Source organism: Leptothrix mechoopdaensis (SeqCode), from assembly GCF_053893855.1.
Genome location: NZ_CM132699.1, coordinates 2374694 through 2393768 on the forward strand (window position 1 = coordinate 2374694; position 19075 = coordinate 2393768).

Consider the following 19075-nt stretch of genomic DNA (forward strand, 5'->3'; position numbering starts at 1 on the left):
GCGTTCCCGCATCATCGACCCGCTCGACGCCGGCATGACCGGCCCGCAGCGACCAGCAGGCAGCACGCCCATGGCAAAGCGCGACTACTACGAGGTCCTCGGACTGGCCAAGAACGCCACCGAGGACGAGATCAAGAAGGCCTACCGCAAGCTGGCCATGAAGTACCACCCCGACCGCAACCAGGGCGACGGGGCCAAGGAAGCCGAGGAGAAGTTCAAGGAGGTCAAGGAGGCCTACGAGATGCTCTCCGACGCGCAGAAGCGTCAGGCCTACGACCAGTACGGCCACGCCGGTGTCGATCCGAACGCCGGCGGGGCGGGATTCCGCCCGGGCGCGGAAGGCTACGGCGGCTTCGCCGAGGCCTTCGGGGACATCTTTGGCGACATCTTCGGCCAGGGCGGCGGCGGCCGGCGCGGCGGCGGCCAGCAGGTCTACCGCGGCGCGGACCTGTCCTACGCGATGGAGATCACGCTGGAGGAAGCGGCCCACGGCAAGGAAAGCCAGATCCGCATCCCCACCTGGGAGGAATGCGATACCTGCCACGGCAGCGGCGCCAAGCCCGGCACCAGCGCCAAGACCTGCACGACCTGCCACGGCTCGGGCACGGTGCACATGCGCCAGGGCTTCTTCAGCATCCAGCAGACCTGCCCCCATTGCCACGGCAGCGGCAAGATCATCCCGGACCCCTGCACGACCTGCAACGGCGCGGGCAAGCTGAAGAAGCAGAAGACGCTGGAGGTCAAGATCCCCGCCGGCATCAACGAGGGCCAGCGCATCGCCCTGCGCGGCCACGGCGAGCCCGGCACGCATGGCGGTCCGGCCGGCGACCTGTACGTCGAGATCCGCATCAAGCAGCACGACATCTTCGAGCGCGACGGCGACGACCTGCACTGCACCGTGCCGGTGCCGCTGACCACCGTGGCGCTGGGCGGCACGATCGAGGTGCCGACGCTGAACGGCTCGGCCGAGATCGAGCTGCCCGAGGGCACCCAGCACGGCAAGACCTTCCGGCTGCGCGGCAAGGGCATCAAGGGCATCCGCTCCAGCTATCCGGGCGACCTGTACTGCCACATCGCCGCCGAGACGCCGGTCAAGCTGACCGAGCACCAGCGCAAGCTGCTCAAGGAGCTCGACGACTCGTTCCGCAAGGGCGGCGACAAGCACTCGCCCAACGCCAAGAGCTGGACCGACCGGGTCAAGGACCTCTTCAAGTGAGGCCGGCCGGCGCTGCCGGCCCCAGCCGATCGTGAACCAGGCCGCCTCGTGCGGCCTTTTTCATGCGCCGCGCCGGCGATGTGCGGGGATCTGCTCAAGTCGGCAAAGCCGGTGCCGATCTTGCAAGGGCGTGAATGGCGCCTGCGGGCGCCGGCCACACGGGACCACCCAACCGCGACCGCCCCCCCATGACAAGAGCCGACCCCGACCTGCAGACCTGCCGAGCCCTGGTGATCGACGGCAACGTGACGTCCCGGAGCACGCTCGTGGGCATGCTGCGGGAGATGGGCGTGGGCATCGTCAACCAGTGCGGTCGCACGGTCGACGCCCGCCGGCTGCTGGAACACCGCCAGTACGACGTGGTGGTCTGCGAGCAGTTCTTCGACCAGCAGGCGATGAACGGCCAGGAACTGCTCGACGAGCTGCGCCGGGCCCAGCTGCTGCCCTTCTCGACCGTGTTCGTGATGGTCACCGGCGAGGCGACCTACGCCAAGGTGGCCGAGGCGGCCGAATCCGCGCTCGACAGCTACCTGCTCAAGCCGCACAACGCCGAGGCGCTGCGCGAGCGGGTGCGCCAGGCGCGTCACCGCAAGCGGGTGCTCAAGCCGATCTTCGACGCCATCGAGCAGGGCCGGCTGATCGACGCGGCCGGCCATTGCATGACCCGCTTCAACGAACGCGGCGAGTTCTGGCTCTACGCCGCCCGCATCGGCGCCGAGCTGCTGCTGCGCCTGGACCGGCACGACGACGCGCGTGCGGTCTTCGAGGCCATCCGCGCGACCCGCGCGCTGCCGTGGGCCCGCCTGGGCATCGCCCGGGCCGAGATGGAAGGCGGCACGCCGCAGCAGGCCCGCCGCACGCTCGAGAACCTGATCAGCAACAACACCGGCTTTGCCGATGCCTACGACGTGATGGGCCGCGTGCAGGTCGAGCAGGGCGACCTGGTCGAGGCGCTGGCGACCTACCGGCGCGCCTGCGACATCACGCCGGCCAGCATCACGCGGCTGCAGAAATTCGGCACGCTGGGCTTCTACGTCGGCGAGTGGCCCGAGGCCATGAAGGCGCTGGAACGCGCGATGGTGACGGGCCTGTCGAGCAAGATGTTCGACGCCCAGTCGCTGCTGCTGCTGGCGCTGATGCGCTTCGACTCGTCCGACCCGCGGGCCTTCCAGCGCGTGGCCGGCAACCTGGACCACCTGATCGAGAAGAACCCCGGCAGTGCGCGCCTCGAACGCATGCAAGCCGTCGTCAACGTGCTGCGCACGCTGGGCGAGCGGCGCATCGGCGCGGTGGTCGAGCAGGTCCGCGAGCTGGCTGACGGGATCCACGAGGAAGACTTCGACTTCGAGGCCGCCAGCAACCTGATCGCGCTGCTGTCGCTGCTCGGCCGCACCGAGGTGCAGCTGCCGCAGGCCGAGGAATGGGTGCGCGACATCGCCCTGCGCGCCTGTGTCTCGAAGGCCGCCGTCGACCTGCTGTCGGCGGCCACGCGCGGCCATGACGCCTACCGGGGCCTGATCGCGTCGGCCTACCAGGCGGTCTCGGCGGCGGCCGAGAAGGCCATGAACCACAGCATCAAGGGCGATCCGGATGCGGCGGTGCGCACCCTCATCGGCCAGGCCCGCAAGACCCTCAACGCCAAGCTGCTGGAACTGGCCGCCAAGGTGCTGCAACGCTACGAGAGCCGCATCGCGGAGCACGCGGCCTTGCGCGACCAGGTCGACGGCCTGCTCAAGCAGCACTGCGCCAAAGGCACCCGCATCAGCCTGAACGAGAACGGCCGCAGCCCCGGCGGCCTGGCGCTGCGGCTGGACCGGGTCGTCAAGGTGGACGCGGCGCCCGAGGTACCGGCGCTGCCGACGGTGTGACCCGGGCCGGCCGCTCAGAACAGCGCCTGCTGCGGACCGCCCCCGCGACCGGACAGAACGACCGGCCGGCGCGGCGGCACGAAGGCGCTGACGTCGAGCACCGGCGTCTCGCGCACCAGGCCGACCCGCGCGGCGCCCTTCTCGACCCGCTGGCGCAGCAGCGCCGCCCAGGTGCCCTGCCCCTTCATGCGGCTGGCGAAGTTGGCGTCGTAGTCGCGCCCGCCACGCATCTCGCGGATCCGGGCCATGACGCGGTCGGCGCGGTCGGGCAGATGGGCCTGCAGCCAGTCACGGAACAGCGGCGCGACCTCCCACGGCAGGCGCACGACGGTCCAGTGCGCGCTGCGGGCGCCGGCCTCGGCGGCGGCTTCGAGGATCTGCTCGATCTCGGGCTCGTTGACGAACGGGATGATGGGCGCGACGTTGACGCCGACCCAGACCCCCGCCTGCGCCAGCGCCCGGATCGCCGCCAGCCGCCGTGCCGGCGCCGCCGCGCGCGGTTCGAGCCGGGCCGACAGGCGCGCATCCAGCGAGGTCACGCTGACGAACACGATCAGCTGCCGGCGCGCGGCCATGCGCGCCAGCAGATCGAGGTCCCGCACGATGCCGCCGGACTTGGTCACGATCGTGGCCGGGTGGCGGGTCTCGTCGAGCACCTCCAGCAGCGCACGGGTCAGCCGATGGCTGCGCTCGATCGGCTGGTAGGCGTCGGTGGCCGAGCCGATGTTGATCGGGCTGGGCCGATAACCCGGCCGCGCCAGCTCGGCGCGCAGCCGTTCGGCCGCATTCGCCTTGGCGACCAGCTGGGTCTCGAAGTCCAGCCCCGGCGACAGGTTCAGGTAGCTGTGGGTCGGCCGCGCATAGCAGTAGATGCAGCCGTGTTCGCAGCCCCGGTAGGGGTTGGCGGCCTGCTCGAAGGGCACGTCGGGCGAGTCGTTGCGGCTCAGGATGCGGCCGGCCTGCTCGATCCGCACGGTGGTGCGCGGGCCGCGTGGCGGCTCGTCGGTCGTATCGGCCGGCTCGTCATCACCGGGCCAGCCGTCGTCGACCGCCTGGCGCTGGTCGGTCTCGAAGCGGTGGGCGATGCGCCAGCCGGTGCCGCGTCCGCGCACCGGCGGCATCGGGCCGTCTGCGGGCCCGATCGCCGGAACTTCAGGCATCGCGTCGGGATCGGGTGGTTCGGCTTGCATGGCAGGGCTCCGGCGGCTATGGGCTGTATGAATATACAGCTCTCGAAACCGGGTTTCCGGCCGGTCCGGACCGCGCTGGCGCCGACGTGGCGCAGCGCGGTGCGCAATATCCCCGCTGATGGCGACGTGGCTTCCGGCCGCTCGCTTGGGCTGGAACACAATCGACCGAATGAATCATGGACGGCTGCTCCTGAGCCGCAGGGATGGAATCCGGGATGTTGAAGAGGCCTGTCGCCTGGCTGCTGCTGTCGCTGATCGCGAGCACCGTGCTCGCCCTGGGGCTGGTCTGGCGTGCCCGCCCGGGCCTGCATGACGAGCCCCGCGGGATGCCGCTGCGGGTCGGCTATGCGGTCGAGCCGCCCTATGTCGAGATCGACGAGCAGGGCCGCGTCAGCGGCGAAGCGGCCGAGGTGCTGCGCGCCACGCTGCGGGCGCTGGGCGAACCCGAGCCGGTCTGGATCCACGTGCCCTTGCCGAGGCTGATCCACCAGCTCGAACTGGGCCGCATCGACGTCATCGCGTCCGGCCTGTTCATCACCCCCGACCGCAGCCGCCGGGTCGCCTTCAGCCGCCCGACGCTGGCGGTGGGCACCGCCTTGCTGGTGCGGCGCGGCAACCCCGAGCACATCCGCAACCTGGCCGACCTGAGCGGCGACAACGGCCTGAAGATCGCCGTGCTCGAAGGGGCGGCGGAGGCCCGTCAGGCGCGCAGCCACGGGGTCGCCTCGCGCAACCTGGTGACGGTGCAGGACATCGGCGAGGCGCTGGCCGCGCTGCGGTCCGGCGACGTGGCGGCCTTCGCGCTGTCGGCGCCGTCGCTGCGCCACCTGGCGCGGCGGTCCGCAGACGTCGAGGTGATCGAGCCGGCCGATCTCGATCCCGACCGGGACATCGGCCTGCCGGCCTATGGCTGGCGACCGGGCGATCCGCGTCTGCCGGCATTCGACGCCGCGCTGGGACGTTACCTGGGCACGCCGCCCCATCTGCAGCTGGTGCGGGATCTGGGTTACACGCAGGCCGAGGTCACGCTGGCGCGCCGTCATGTCGACGCGGCCGCCCAGGCCAGCGCGCTCGGCCGACGCGACCTGCGCGTGACCGGCGAGCCGGTTGCCGCATCGGACGCCAGTGCGGTCAAGGCCGACCCGACGGCGGGAGAACTGCCTTGAGTGGCCGCCGCCCGTCGAGCTGGCGACGCGCGCTGCTGCAGGCCGGTCTGCGCGTGCCGGTCTGGGCGCTGGTGCTGTGCTGCCTGGCGACCTCGCTGGGCGGCATCGCCTGGGTCCACCAGGCCTGGTCGGACCGCTTCGAGCACATGCATGCGCTGGAAGACGCGCTCGCCGAGACGCTGCGCCATGTCGAGCAGGCCCAGGGCCTGGCACGCGAGAAGGCCGCCGCGCAGCCGACCCGCCCGACCGCGCCGCTGGTGCGGGCCGATGCACCCGCGTCCCATGCCGATGAAGGTGGAACCGGTGGTCGACCGCCGGAGGCCCGTCTGACCCAGGTCGCCGAACTGCAGACCGCGCTGTCGATGCTGGACACCTGGCAGCGCCTGGCCGAACAGGTCAGCCACGATGCCGACACCGCCCGACAGGTTGCCAGTGCCGCACGCCGCTTCCGCGACGGGATCCGCCTGCTGCACCAGCAGCTGACACACGGTCCTTCGGACTGGGTGCTGGGCCCGCAGGCCGTGGCCAGCCAGCGCGAGACGGTGGCGATGGCGATGGAGCTCGAACGGGTCGAGCACCTGGTGCTCGAACGGATCGTGCAGAGCCAGCAGCGTCAGGCCACGCTGGTGCTGCTGCTGGCCGCCCTGTCGGCCGCCACGCTGATCGGCCGCCTGCGGCTGTCGCGCAAGGCCCGGGAAGCGGCCAGCCGCCGCGCCGAGATCGTCGACATCACCCGACCGGCCGACGGTGCCCGCCGGCCCGACCTGATGCAGGACAGCCTGCCGGCGCTGCTCGACCCGCTGGATCCGCAGCCCGACCTGGCGCAGCGCGCCGCCCGGTCGCTGCCGGACCCCTACTGGGTCATCGACGGCGAAGGCCAGCGCCTGGCCGGTCCGGCACGTGACCTGCCGCTCGACCTGGCCGAACGGCCGCTGCGCGAACGCATGGTCGCCACGGTGCGCTCGGCGCTGGCCAGCGGGCGGGTCCAGAGCCTGGCCTACAGCCTCGACACCGAACAGGGACCGCGCTGGTACGAGGCCCGCGTGCAGGCGATGCCGGGCACGGCGATGGTGGTCTGGCAGTCGCGCGACGTCAGCGCCGGACAGGCCGCCGGCCAGCGTGAACAGGACCGTGGCCGGCTGCACCGCTTCAAGAGCCACGTCGACCAGGCGATCGTCTGGGCCCGTTCGGCGCATGAGCTGTTCGACCGCGTCACCCGCGTCGCCATCAGCGAGGCCGGGCTGCAGCTGGCCTGGCTGGTGGAGGCCGGCGGTCCCGGCCGCACGCCTCGCCTGCGCGCCCAGCATGGCGAGGCCGCGTTGATGGACCTGTGTGCCGCCTCGCTGCCGCCGGCCACGCACAGCCACGCCGCCGCGCTGGCCCAGGCGCAGCTCAGCGGCCTGGCGCAATGGCGTCCGGGCTGCGTGCGCACGCCGTCCGGCGAGGCGCTGGACCTGCTGGCCCTGCCGGTGCGCAACGCCGAAGCGGTCGTCGCGGTGCTGATGCTGGCCGGCGCGCGGCTGGACCCGGATGACCCCGACCAGCTCGACGTCGTGCGCGAACTGGGCCTGGACCTGTCGCACGCGCTGGCCCGGCTGAGCCGCGACGCGCGCCTGCAGGAGTCGCTGGCACGGGTGCGCCTGCATGCCGCCGCGCTGGAGAGCACGCAGGACGGCGTGATGGTGACGGACCTGCGCCCGCGCATCGTCTCGGTCAACCGCGCCTACACCGAGATCACCGGCTACACCGAGGCCGACGTGGCCGGGCAGTCGCCCAAGCTGCTGACCTCCGGCCGCCACGATCCGGCGTTCTTCTCGGCGCTGTGGGAAGACCTGCTGACCCACGGGCGCTGGCAGGGCGAGATCCAGAACCGGCGCAAGAACGGCGAGCTCTACACGCAGTGGACGTCGATCAGCACGGTGCGCAACGACCTCGGCGAGCCGACCCACTACGTCACCGTCTTCACCGACATCACCGCGCAGAAGCAGGCCGAGGCGCAGCTGCAGCACATGGCCCATTTCGACCCGCTGACGCAGCTGCCCAACCGGATGCTGGTGCTCAACCGGCTCGACCGGGCGATCGCGGCGGCCGAACGCGCGCAGCGCCGCGTCGCGGTGCTGTTCATCGACCTCGACAACTTCAAGACCGTCAACGACAGCCTGGGCCATGCCGCCGGCGACCGGCTGCTGGAAGCCGTCGCGCAGCGCCTGGTCACGCGCACGCGGCGCGAGGACACGCTCGGCCGGCTCGGCGGCGACGAGTTCATCCTCGTGCTCGAACAGCTGCACGAGGCGCCCGAGGCGGCCCAGGTCGCGCAGGAGCTGCTGGCGCTGCTGGAGGCGCCCTTCCACATCGCCGGTCAGGACGTCTACGTGCAGTCGAGCATCGGCATCAGCCTCTACCCCGAGGACGCGCATGAGGCCGGCGAGCTGGTGCGCGATGCCGACGCCGCGATGTACCAGGCCAAGCGCGCCGGCCGCGGCACCTACCGCTTCTACACCGAGAGCCTGACCGCCGCCGCGCAGAACAAGCTGACGCTCGACACCCGCCTGCGCCGCGCGCTGGAGCAGCGCGAGTTCGAGCTGTTCTACCAGCCGCTCTACCGCATCGCCGACCGCCGCCTGATCGGGCTGGAGGCGCTGGTGCGGCTGAACCAGCCGGGCCTGCCGCCGGTCGGTCCGGCCGAGTTCATCCCGGTGCTGGAGGAGACCGGCCAGATCACCGCGCTGGGCGCCTGGGTGACCCAGGAAGCGTGCCGGCAGGGCCGCGCCTGGCTGGACGAGGGCCTGGACTTCGGCCGCATCGCGATCAACCTGTCGCCGCTGGAGGTCCGGCGCGGCCAGACCGACGAGCGCATCCGCGCCGCGCTGCAGGCCAGCGGCCTGCCGGCCAGCCGGCTGGAGCTGGAGATCACCGAATCCGGCCTGATGGAACAGGGCGAACGCGCCGAGGCCTTCCTGCACAACCTGCGTTCGACCGGCGTGCAGCTGGCGATCGACGACTTCGGCACCGGCTATTCGTCGCTGGCCTACCTGCGGCGCTTCCCGGTCTCCAAGCTCAAGATCGACCGCAGCTTCGTGCGGGACCTGCCGGGTGACATCAGCGGCGCGCAGCTGGTCCAGACCATGGTCGCGATGGGCCGCAACCTCGGCATCTCGGTGGTCGCCGAAGGTGTCGAGACCGAGGAGCAGCTGGCCTACCTGCGCGAGCTGGGCTGCGAGTCGGCGCAGGGCTACCTGTTCAGCAAGCCGCGCCCGGCCTCCGAGGCGCGCGCATGGCTGCCGAAACTGGCCGACGGACCCTCCGCGCAGGTCGGGTCCAAGGGTGAACCCGCACGCGCCGGATGACGCCTTCCTACAATGGCCCGGTGAGCTTCCTCAACGCCGACCTGCACTGCCATTCCACCGTCTCGGACGGCACCCTGAGCCCCGAGGCCCTGGCCGAGCGGGCGGCCGCCAACGGCGTCGAGCTGTGGGCGCTGACGGACCATGACGAGATCGGCGGCCAGCTGCGCGCACGCGATGCTGCCCGGGCTGCCGGCGTCGCCTGGCTCAGCGGCGTCGAGGTCTCGGTCAGCTTCTGCGGCGAGACCGTCCACATCGTCGGCCTGGGCTTCGACCCCGAGGACGCGCAGCTGCAGGCCGGCCTGGGCAGCACCCGCGGCGGACGCGAGGCCCGGGCCCGCGACATGGCCGCCGGGCTCGCGGCGGTCGGCATTCCCGGCGCGTTCGAGGGCGCGCTGAAGTACGTCGGCAACCCCGACCTGATCTCGCGCACGCATTTCGCCCGCTACCTGGTCGAGGCCGGCGTCTGCCACGACACGCCCGAGGTGTTCCGCAAGTTCCTGACCGACGGCAAGCCCGGCTTCGTGCCGCACCGCTGGGCCTCGCTGGGCGACGCCGTGCGCTGGATCACCGAGGCCGGCGGCATCGCCGTCGTCGCCCACCCGGGCCGCTACCGCTTCAGCCCGACCGAGGAATACGCGCTGTTCACCGAGTTCATCGGCCACGGCGGGCGCGGCGTCGAGGTCGTGACCGGCAGTCACACGACGGCCGAATACCAGAAGTACGCCGACCTGGCGCTGGAACTCGACCTGGTCGCCTCGCGCGGCAGCGACTTCCACTCGCCGACCGAAAGCCGCATCGACCTGGGCAAGCTGCCCTGGCTGCCCGGCAGCCTGACGCCGGTCTGGGAAGCCCTCGACGCGCGCATCGTGCGGCCGGTCGCAGCGGCCTGATGAACGCCGAGGCCCGGACCCGCCCGCTGCTGGGCATCTCGCTGCTGCTGCTCGCTACCGTCTGTTTCGCCGGACTGGACAACGCGGTGCGCCACACCGGTCGCTACCTGCCGGTGCTGCTGATCCTGTGGCTGCGCTATGCGACCCAGGCCGGCGTGATGGCGGTCTGGCTGCTGCGCCAGGGCGTGGCCGGGCTGCGCACCGAACACCCGCGTTTCCAGTCGGTCCGGGGCGTGCTGCTGCTGGCCACGTCGGCGCTGAGCTTCACGGCGGTCCAGTTCATGCCGGTGGCCGAGTTCACCGCGATCAACATGCTGACGCCGGTGCTCGTCACGCTGCTGTCGGTCTGGCTGCTGAAGGAGCGCATCAGCGCCGTGCGCTGGGTGCTGGTGCTGGGCGCCTTCGCCGGTGCGCTGATCGTCATGCGCCCCGGCAGCGGCCTGTTCGGCTGGGCCGTGCTGCTGCCGCTGTGCGGCGCCTGCACCTATGCCAGCTTCCAGCTGCTGACCAGCAAGCTGGCGGCGCTGGAGAACCCGTACACGACCCACTTCTACACCGGCCTGGTCGGCGCGGTGCTGCTGCTGCCGGTGGTGCTGGCCAGCCCCTTCGACGTCGACGGCCTGCTGCTGCACGCCACGCCGCTGACCTGGGCGCTGATCGGGCTGATCGGCCTGCTCGGCACCGCCGGACACCTGCTGCTGATCCTGGCGCTGGGCTGCGCACCGGCGTCGCGGCTGGTGCCCTTCCTGTACGTGCAGATCGCCAACGCCGCGCTGATCGGCTGGCTGCTGTTCGGCGACCTGCCCGACTTCTGGGGCTGGGTCGGCATGGCCGTCATCGCGGTCTGCGGCGGCACCACCGCCTGGCTGAACACGCGCCATCGCACGGGCCCGCAGTCGGCGCTGAACGACGATCCGGTCGACGACTGAAGCGCCGGCGCAACGCCCGGCCGCAGCGCGGCGCGACAATCGCGCCATGGCCCAGTTCTTCGACGTCCACCCGGACAACCCGCAGCCGCGACTGCTCAAGCAGGCCGTCGCCATCATCGCCGCCGGTGGCATCGCGGCGATCCCGACGGACTCCAGCTACGCGCTGGTCTGCCACCTCGACGACAAGGCCGCTGCCGACAACCTGCGGCGCATCCGGGGCGTCGACGACAAGCACCACCTGACGCTGCTGTGCCGCGACCTGTCCGAGCTGGCCAGCTACGCCAAGGTCGACAACCGCCAGTTCCGCCTGCTCAAGACCGCCACGCCCGGGCCCTACACCTTCCTGCTGGAAGCGACCAAGGAAGTGCCGCGCCGCGTCTCGCACCCGTCGCGCCGCACCATCGGCCTGCGCGTGCCGGATCACCGCGTCACGCACGACCTGCTTGACCTGCTCGGCCAGCCGCTGCTCGGCACCACGCTGATCCCGCCCGGCGAGAACGAGCCGCTGAACGACTGCGACGAGATCCGCGAACGCTACGAGCGCCTGGTCCAGGTCATCGTCGCCGCCGGACCCTGCCCGGCCGAACCGACCACCGTCGTCGACCTCTGCGGCGGCGACCCGGTGCTGGTGCGCGCCGGCCGGGGCGACCTGGCCACCGTCGGTCTGGAGGGCTGAGGCCGTGGCCAAGAAGGGCACCCACGTCAGCGAGACGCCGGCCACGCAAATGCTGCGGAAAGCCGGCATCAACTTCACCGAACACCCTTACGACTACGTCGATCGCGGCGGCACGGCCGAGTCGGCCCGCCAGCTGGGCGTCGATGAACACGCGGTCGTCAAGACGCTGGTCATGCAGGACCAGGACGCCCGCCCGCTGATCGTGCTGATGCATGGCGACCGGCAGGTCAGCACCAAGAACCTGGCCCGCCAGATCGGTGCCAAGAAGGTCGAGCCCTGCACGCCCGAGGTGGCCCAGCGCCACAGCGGCTACCAGGTCGGCGGCACCAGCCCGTTCGGCCTGCGCAAGCCGATCCCCGTCCACGTCGAGGCCGGCATCCTGCAGCTGCCCGCCATCTACATCAACGGCGGTCGGCGCGGCTACCTGGTGGGCATCGCCCCGCAGGTGCTGACCGAGCTGCTGGACGCCCGGCCGGTCGAGGCGATCAACCCGTCGTCGGCGTCCTGAACCCCGCTCCTTTCCCACGACCCCACAAGAACGAGACATCCCGCCCCATGAACACCGTCCTGCTCACCCTTGCCGTGACCGTCGCGGCCTACCTGATCGGCTCGCTCTCCTTCGCTGTCATCGTCAGCCGCGTGATGGGCCTGAACGACCCGCGCAGCTACGGCTCGGGCAACCCCGGCGCGACCAACGTGCTGCGCTCGGGCAACAAGAAGGCGGCCGTGCTGACGCTGGTCTTCGACCTGCTGAAGGGCCTGATCCCGGTCGTGCTGGTGCTGCAGTTCGGCGAGCCCTGGAACCTGCGCGACAACACCGCCGCGCTGGTCGGCCTGGCGGCCTTCCTGGGTCACCTGTGGCCGGTGTTCTTCCGCTTCCAGGGCGGCAAGGGCGTGGCGACGGCAGCCGGCGTGCTGCTGGGCCTGCATGCCGGCCTGGGCCTGGCGGTGCTGGGCATCTGGCTGCTGGTGGCCTTCACGACGCGCTACTCGTCACTCGCCGCGCTGGTGGCGTCGGTGGCCGCACCGATCGTTCACGTCGTCGTCTGGGGCCCGTCCAGCGCGACGCTGGCGATCGCGGCGATGAGCGGTCTGCTGGTCTGGCGTCACCAGGCCAACATCGCCAAGCTGCTGGCCGGCACCGAGAGCAAGCTGGGCCAGAAGTCGGGCCCGGCCGCTGCGCCGGCAGCGGCCAAGGCCCATGACAAAGGCCATTCAAAGGGCGGCAAGGGCCGCCGCAAGGGTCACTGACCCGGGTCGCGGAAGGTCCAGCGGATCGCGTCGATCTCGGCCAGCACAGCCGCATCGAGCTTCACGTCCCAGGCGTCCAGGTCCTCGTCGAGCTGCGCCACCGAGGTCACGCCGATGATGGTGCTGGCCACGTTCCAGCGGTGGTAGCAGAAGGCCAGCGCCAGCTGCGTCGGGGTCAGGCCGTTGGCCCGCGCCAGCGCGTTGTAGCGGCGCGCGGCATCGAGCGCCTCGATGCGGCCCCAGCGCTGCTTCTTCATGCTGTCGAAGATCGCCAGGCGGCCGGGCTTGGCCGGGTCGTCCAGACCCAGGTCGTCGTACTTGCCGGTCAGCAGGCCGAAGGCCAGCGGTGAATAGGGCAGCAGCGAGACCTGCTCGCGCCACAACACCTCGTCCAGGCCGTTGTCGACCACGCGGTTGATCAGGCCGTACGGGTTCTGCACCGTCGCGATACGCGGCAGGCCGGCCCGCTCGGCGACCTTGACGAACTCGGACACGCCCCACGGCGTCTCGTTGCTCAGGCCGATCGCACGGACCTTGCCGGCCTGCACCAGGCGCTGCATCGCTTCGAGCTGCACCTCCACCGAGCTGCCCGGCCGGTCGCGTGCCGGGTCGAAGTACAGCGCGCCGAACATCGGCACGTTGCGGACCGGCCAGTGGATCTGGTAGAGGTCGATGACGTCGGTGCGCAGCCGCCGCAGGCTGGCCTCGCAGGCCTGCACGATGTCGTCGGCCGTCAGGTCCGCGCTGCCATTGCGGATCCAGTCCATGCCGCGCGACGGGCCGGCCACCTTGGTGGCGATGACCAGCTTCTCGCGCAGGCCCGGCCGTGCGGCCAGCCAGTTGCCGATGATCGATTCGGTCGCGCCGTAGGTCTCGCGGCGCGGCGGCACCGCGTACATCTCGGCGGTGTCGATGAAGTTGATGCCGCGCTCGAACGAGCGGTCCAGGATGCGGTGCGCCAGGTCCTCGCCGACCTGCTCGCCGAAGGTCATGGTGCCGAGGCAGATGGGGGTGACGCGCAGCTCGCTGCGGCCCAGGGTGACGAGGTTCATGCGGAGTCCTTCTATGGGGTAGACAAGCGACGGCGGCGAGTTTGCCGCAAGCCCCGAAGGTCTGCCGCGACGCCACGCAGCGGGCGTCAGGTCACCGCCGCGCGACGCTGGAAGCGGTCCTCGCGCCACTCGCCCGACTCGAGCACGCGGACCAGCTGCTCGACCGCGTCCCAGACGTCGACGAAGCGCAGCATCAGCGGCGTGAAGCCGAAACGCAGGATGCCGGGCTCGCGGTAGTCGCCGACCACGCCGCGTGCGATCAGCGCCTGCACGATGGCGTAGGCGCCCTCGTCACGCCGCAGGCTGACCTGGCTGCCGCGCAGCGCGGGGTCGCGCGGCGTCACCAGCGACAGGCCATGACCGGCGCAGCGCGACTCGACCCGGGCGATGAACAGGTCGGCCAGCGCCAGCGACTTGCGCCGCAGCGCGGCCATGCCGCCGACCGGCTCGGCCGCCAGCACGGTGTCGACGCCACATTCGAGCGCGGCCAGCGCCAGCGGCGACGGCGTGCCGCAGATGAAGCGGCCGATGCCCGGCGCCGGCCGGTAGTCGGGCGTGAAGGCGAACGGCGCGGCATGGCCCAGCCAGCCCGACAGCGGCTGCCAGATGCCCTCGTCGTCCAGCCGCTGCAGATGGCGCGGGTGCAGCCACAGGAAGGCCGGCGCACCCGGCCCGCCGTTGAGGAACTTGTAGCCGCAGCCGACCGCGAAGTCGGCATCGGCGCCCAGCAGGTCGACCGGCAAGGCGCCGGCACTGTGCGCCAGGTCCCACAGCACCCGCGCACCGGCCGCATGGGCCTGCGCGGTCACGGCGGCCATGTCGTGCAGCCGGCCGGTGCGGTAGTGGACCTGGGTCAGCATCAGCACGGCGACCCGCTCGTCGAGCAGCCCGGCGAGCTCGTCGGCCTCGGCCAGCACCAGCTCGAAGCCGAGCTGGCGCGCCAGGCTCTCGGCGATGTAGAGATCGGTCGGGAAGTTGTCGCGCTCCGAGACGATCCGGCGCCGCGTCGACGGCACGCCGGCCTCGTCGCGCAAGGCCAGCTGCAGCGCGACCGCCAGCACCTTGTAGAGGTTGATCGAGGTCGAGTCGGCCGCCAGCACCTGGCCCGGCGCCGCGCCGATCAAGCGCGCGATCTTGTTGCCGACCTGCCCGGGAAGGCCGATCCAGCCGGCCTTGTTCCAGCTCTGGATCAGGTCGACGCCCCACTCCTGGCTCACCACCTGAGCCAGCCGGGCCGGCGTGGCCGAGGGCAGCTGGCCGAGCGAGTTGCCGTCCAGGTAGACCCCCGGCGGCAAGGTGAACTGCGCCCGCAGCGGCGCCAGCGGATCGGCCGCGTCGAGCGCCAGCGCGTCATCGCGGCTGGCCAGGTTCATCGTGTTCATCGCAGGCTCCGTCGATCGGGCGCTCAGCCGCTGGCGTGTTCGGCCAGCCAATGGCAGGCCGCGCTGTCGGCATCCTCGAAGGCGTGGATGGCCGAGAAGTGATGCAGGCCGGGCAATGCATCGGCCTCGACCCGGTTGCCGGCCGCGCGCCACAGCGCGGCGTAGTCGGTCGACTGGCGCGCGAACTCGGCGCTTTCCAGGCCGCCCCAGACCAGCCGCAGCGGCGTCGCGCAGGGCCGCACCGAGCGCACCGGCGACTGCCGCGCGATGGTGCGGTCATCGAGCTGGATGACCGGCTGCAGGTAGCTCCAGCGCAGCGGCTGCAGGTCATAGAGCCCGCTGACCAGCCAGGCGCCGCGCAGCGGGTCGACCGGCAGGCCGTAGTCGCCGGCCCAGTCGGTCTGCAGCGCCATCGCGCCCAGGTGACCACCGGCCGAATGCCCCGCCAGCACGATGCGCTCGCGGTCACCGTTGAAGCTGTCGGCGTGGTGCCAGGTCCAGGCCAGCGCCGCACGCACCTGGCGCACGATCTCGTCGATCGTCACCCATGGGCAGAGCGCGTAGTTGACGACCACCGTGGCAAAGCCGCGCCGCTGCGGGCCGAGCGCGACGCAGCTGAAGTCGCCGGCCGACAGCGCCCGCCAGTAGCCGCCATGCACGAAGACGAACACCGGCGCGCCGGGCCGGTCGGCCGGGAAGATGTCCAGCGTCTCGGCCCGCGTCGGGCCGTAGGGCTGGCTCAGCCGATGAGCCAGCGCCGCCCGCGCCTGCGCGCTGCGTTCGACGTAGTGCCGCATCTCGGCGGCCGGATCGGCCACCTGCAGCGACGGGTTGTACTGGGCGTCGATCTGGGCCTGGCTCTCGAAGGCCCCGTGCAGCGTCGGCATGGCGGTCGCGTCCGGCTCGTGGACCCGTCCGGTCAGGGCACGTACTTCCAGGCGCCGTTCTCGATCTTGACCATCACGCGGGCGCGCTGGTCGAGGCCCAGGTGGTCACCGGGCGACATGTTGAAGATGCCGTGCGCGCCGGGCAGGTCCTTGACCTGTTCGAGCGCGTCGCGCAGCGCGGCGCGGAACTCGGCCGTGCCGGGCTGGGCCTTCTTCAGCGCGGCCGGGACCGCCGCCGCCATCAGCGCGCCGGCGTCCCAGGCATGGGCGCCGAAGGTGCTGACGCTGCCCTTGCCGTTGGCCGCCTCGTAGGCCGCGACATAGGCCTGCGCGCTCTTGCGCACCGGGTGGTTGGCGGGCAGCTGATCGGCCACCAGCACCGGGCCGCTCGGCAGGATGGTGCCGTCGACGTCCTTGCCGCCGACGCGCAGGAAGTCGTTGTTGGCCACGCCGTGGGTCTGGTACTGCTTGCCGTTGTAGCCACGCTCCTTCAGCGTCTTGGCCGGCAGCGCGGCGGGCGTGCCCGAGCCGGCGATCAGCACCGCGTCCGGGTTGGCGGCCTGCAGCTTGAGCACCTGCGCCGTCACCGACGTGTCGTTGCGGGCATAACGCTCGTTGGCGACGATCTGGATGCCCTTGAGCGCGGCGGCCTTGCTGAACTCGTTGAACCAGCCTTCGCCGTAGGCATCGGCAAAGCCGATGAAGCCGACCTTGCGCACGCCGTTGTCGGCCATGTGCGTGGCGATCGCCAGCGACATCATGATGTCGTTCTGCGGCGTCTTGAAGACCCAGCGCTTCTTGTCGTCCATCGGCTCGACGATGCGGGCCGAGGCGGCCATCGAGATCATCGGCACCTTGGCCTCGGCGACCGCGTCGATCATCGCCAGCGAGTTCGGCGTGGTGGTCGAACCCAGCACGATGTCGACCTTGTCCTCGGTGATCAGGCGGCGCGTGTTGGCCACGGCCTTGGTCGTGTCGGAGGCATCGTCCAGCACGATGTACTCGACCGTCTTGCCGCCGATCTTGGTCGGCATCAGCGCGATCGTGTTCTTCTCGGGGATGCCCAGCGAGGCGGCCGGGCCGGTGGCCGAGACGGTCACGCCGACCTTGATCTGGGCCTGCGCGGCGGCAGTGGCCAGACCGAGGACCGCCAGCGTGGCGGTGGCAAGCAGGGTGCGTCGGATCATCATCGTCGTGTCTCCTTGGGGGATCGGGGAAGGGGCGGTGGGTGGCGGAACAGGTCGAAGAACGGGCGACGCGGCTCAGGCCCGCGTAGCATGGGGCTGCGGCTGCAGCGCCTGCAGGCCGCCGACGAACAGGTCGGCCACGACCGGGGCCATGTCGTCGTGCGTCAGCGGGCCGTCGGGCTGCAGCCAGGTGAACATCCAGTTGATCATGCCGAACAGCAGCATCGTCAGCGGCTTGTGCAGCGACGCCGCCGCCAGCGCCGGCCGGACCTGCGCGACCGCATCGGCGAAGGCCGCGACGACCTGGCGCTGGCCTTCGAGCACCACCGCGCGTTCGGCGTCGCCGAGGAAACGCACGTCCTCGGTCAGCACGCGGTGTTCGCCCTGGGCATCGGCATAGGCCCGCACGAAGGCCAGGATCAGCGCACGCAGCAGCGCCTCGCCGACAAGCCCCTGGGCCTGCACGCTGGCGACCAGCGCCTGCAGCCGGGCGATGTGCTGCTGGCAGATCTGCAGCAGCAGCGCTTCCTTGTCGCGCACGTAGTGGTAGAGCGCCGGCTTGGTCAGGCCGCAGGCGGTGGCGACCTCGTTCATCGACGTGCCGGGGTAGCCGCGCGCGGCGAACAGCTCGGCCGCATGCGCGAGGATCGCCTCGTGCTGATCGGCATAGGTGGCGGAGCGGCCGCGTGGCATGTCGAGGCTCAGCCGCGCGGGCGCTTGTCGACCACGCGGCGGGCCTTGCCCACCAGCGTGCGCTCGATGCTGTCGGGCTCGCCGACCACCACGCGGGCGGTCACGCCCACCAGCGTCTTGATGCGGTGCTGCAGCCAGCTGGCCGCTTCCTGCGACACCACACCGGCCGTGCCGGGCAGCCGTTCGCAGCGCACTTCCAGCTCGTCGAGGTGGCCGTCGCGGGTCACGATCAGCTGGTACTGCCCGGCCAGCTGGCCGTGCTGCAGCACGATCTCCTCGATCTGGGTCGGGAAGACGTTGACGCCGCGGATGATCAGCATGTCGTCGCTGCGGCCGACGATCTTGCCGATGCGGCGCATGCTGCGCGAGGTCGGCGGCAGCAGCCGCGTCAGGTCGCGGGTGCGGTAGCGGATGACCGGCAGCGCCTGCTTGGTCAGCGTCGTGAACACCAGCTCGCCTTCACTGCCGTCGGGCAGGACCTCGCCGGTCTCGGGGTCGATGATCTCCGGGTAGAAGTGGTCTTCCCAGATCACCGGGCCGTCCTTGGACTCGATGCACTCGCTGGCCACGCCCGGGCCCATCACCTCGGACAGGCCGTAGATGTCGACGGCATCGAGCCCGGCAGCGGTCTCGATCTCGCGGCGCATCGCCTCGGTCCAGGGCTCGGCGCCGAAGATGCCGACCTTGATCGAGCTGGCCGCCGGGTCCTGGCCCTGGCGCCGCATCTCCTCGACGATCACCTGCATGTAGCTCGGCGTCACCATGATGATGTCGGGCCTGAAGTCGGTGATCAGCTGGACCTGCTTCTCGGTCTGGCCACCCGACATCGGGATGACGGTGCAGCCCAGCCGCTCGGCGCCGTAGTGCGCGCCCAGGCCGCCGGTGAACAGGCCGTAGCCATAGGCCACGTGGACGATGTCGCCGGCCCGGCCACCGGCCGCGCGGATCGAGCGCGCCACCAGGTCGGCCCAGGTGTCGATGTCCTGCTTGGTGTAGCCCACCACGGTCGGCTTGCCGGTCGTGCCCGACGAGGCATGCACGCGCACCACCTGCTCGCGCGGCACCGCGAACAGGCCGAACGGGTAGTGGTCGCGCAGCGTGGCCTTGCCGGTGAACGGGAACTTCGACAGGTCCGCCAGCGAGGTCAGGTCCGACGGATGCACGCCCTTGGCATCGAAGGCCTGGCGGTAGTGCGGCACGTTGTCGTAGGCATGCTGCAGCGTCCACTTCAGGCGCTGCAGCTGCAGGGCCTGAAGCTCGTCGCGGCTGGCGGTCTCGATCGCTTCGAGCTCGCCGGGGGCGGGTTGCTTGACGGGCATGGTGTTGACTCCTGGAATACGA

At 71.3% G+C, this 19075-nt stretch carries 16 protein-coding genes; 9 read left to right on the forward strand and 7 right to left on the reverse strand.

All coding sequences use genetic code 11. The features are described 5' to 3' along the window. Positions 1-70: 70 nt before the first annotated feature. Both dnaJ and ACWA7K_RS10390 read left to right on the forward strand, forming a co-directional pair. Positions 71-1216: a molecular chaperone DnaJ gene (gene dnaJ, locus ACWA7K_RS10385; protein WP_456168236.1), complete on the forward strand. Its 1146-nt coding sequence runs from the start codon at positions 71-73 to the stop codon at positions 1214-1216. Positions 1217-1404: 188 nt separating this feature from the next. Then, positions 1405-3084: a response regulator gene (locus ACWA7K_RS10390; protein WP_456168238.1), complete on the forward strand. Its 1680-nt coding sequence runs from the start codon at positions 1405-1407 to the stop codon at positions 3082-3084. A 14-nt stretch (positions 3085-3098) separates the two neighbouring features. Here the strand turns inward: ACWA7K_RS10390 and ACWA7K_RS10395 are convergent, their stop codons facing one another. Continuing rightward, positions 3099-4274 carry a PA0069 family radical SAM protein gene (locus tag ACWA7K_RS10395; protein WP_456168240.1) on the reverse strand — a complete coding sequence of 392 codons (1176 nt, stop codon included), beginning with the start codon at positions 4272-4274 and terminating at the stop codon, positions 3099-3101. Positions 4275-4489: 215 nt separating this feature from the next. On the opposite strand from ACWA7K_RS10395, the gene ACWA7K_RS10400 reads away from it, so the two are divergent. From ACWA7K_RS10400 to plsY, 7 genes are read left to right on the forward strand one after another with little or no spacing between them, the layout of a single operon-like run. Then, on the forward strand, positions 4490-5440 hold the full coding sequence (locus ACWA7K_RS10400) for a transporter substrate-binding domain-containing protein (RefSeq protein ID WP_456168242.1): 951 nt from the start codon (positions 4490-4492) through the stop codon (positions 5438-5440). Continuing rightward, positions 5437-8787 carry a putative bifunctional diguanylate cyclase/phosphodiesterase gene (locus tag ACWA7K_RS10405; protein WP_456168244.1) on the forward strand — a complete coding sequence of 1117 codons (3351 nt, stop codon included), beginning with the start codon at positions 5437-5439 and terminating at the stop codon, positions 8785-8787. Before ACWA7K_RS10400 ends, ACWA7K_RS10405 begins: the two co-directional genes overlap by 4 nt. Further along, entirely contained in the window at positions 8784-9677 is an 894-nt protein-coding gene (locus tag ACWA7K_RS10410; RefSeq protein ID WP_456168246.1) for a 3',5'-nucleoside bisphosphate phosphatase, read from the forward strand. The genes ACWA7K_RS10405 and ACWA7K_RS10410 overlap by 4 nt, the downstream gene beginning before the upstream one ends. After that, positions 9677-10606 carry a DMT family transporter gene (locus ACWA7K_RS10415; RefSeq protein ID WP_456168248.1) on the forward strand — a complete coding sequence of 310 codons (930 nt, stop codon included), beginning with the start codon at positions 9677-9679 and terminating at the stop codon, positions 10604-10606. Before ACWA7K_RS10410 ends, ACWA7K_RS10415 begins: the two co-directional genes overlap by 1 nt. A 46-nt stretch (positions 10607-10652) precedes the next feature. Continuing rightward, on the forward strand, positions 10653-11282 hold the full coding sequence (locus ACWA7K_RS10420) for an L-threonylcarbamoyladenylate synthase (RefSeq protein ID WP_456168250.1): 630 nt from the start codon (positions 10653-10655) through the stop codon (positions 11280-11282). 49 nt (positions 11283-11331) lie between these two features. After that, on the forward strand, positions 11332-11790 hold the full coding sequence (locus ACWA7K_RS10425; protein WP_456168764.1) for an aminoacyl-tRNA deacylase: 459 nt from the start codon (positions 11332-11334) through the stop codon (positions 11788-11790). A gap of 47 nt (positions 11791-11837) precedes the next feature. Next, on the forward strand, positions 11838-12533 hold the full coding sequence (gene plsY / locus ACWA7K_RS10430) for a glycerol-3-phosphate 1-O-acyltransferase PlsY (protein ID WP_456168252.1): 696 nt from the start codon (positions 11838-11840) through the stop codon (positions 12531-12533). Here plsY and ACWA7K_RS10435 read toward each other — a convergent pair. The 6 genes from ACWA7K_RS10435 to paaK all read right to left on the reverse strand — a co-directional run bounded on the left by ACWA7K_RS10435 (position 12527) and on the right by paaK (position 19053). Beyond that, the gene (locus ACWA7K_RS10435; RefSeq protein WP_456168254.1) at positions 12527-13585 is read right to left on the reverse strand and encodes an aldo/keto reductase; all 1059 of its coding nucleotides are present in this window, start codon (positions 13583-13585) and stop codon (positions 12527-12529) included. The two genes, plsY and ACWA7K_RS10435, sit on opposite strands and share 7 nt — an antisense overlap. 86 nt (positions 13586-13671) lie before the next feature. Next, a complete protein-coding gene (gene kynU, locus ACWA7K_RS10440) occupies positions 13672-14952 on the reverse strand; it encodes a kynureninase (RefSeq protein WP_456168766.1) in 1281 nt (426 codons plus the stop codon). 38 nt (positions 14953-14990) lie between these two features. Further along, positions 14991-15854: an alpha/beta hydrolase gene (locus tag ACWA7K_RS10445; RefSeq protein ID WP_456168256.1), complete on the reverse strand. Its 864-nt coding sequence runs from the start codon at positions 15852-15854 to the stop codon at positions 14991-14993. Between the two features lie 32 nt (positions 15855-15886). Then, positions 15887-17044 (reverse strand): ABC transporter substrate-binding protein, encoded by a 1158-nt coding sequence (locus ACWA7K_RS10450; protein ID WP_456168258.1) that lies wholly within the window; start codon positions 17042-17044, stop codon positions 15887-15889. 72 nt (positions 17045-17116) lie between these two features. Continuing rightward, entirely contained in the window at positions 17117-17734 is a 618-nt protein-coding gene (locus ACWA7K_RS10455; protein ID WP_456168260.1) for a TetR/AcrR family transcriptional regulator, read from the reverse strand. 8 nt (positions 17735-17742) lie between these two features. After that, a complete protein-coding gene (paaK, locus tag ACWA7K_RS10460) occupies positions 17743-19053 on the reverse strand; it encodes a phenylacetate--CoA ligase PaaK (protein WP_456168262.1) in 1311 nt (436 codons plus the stop codon). Positions 19054-19075: the final 22 nt, after the last annotated feature.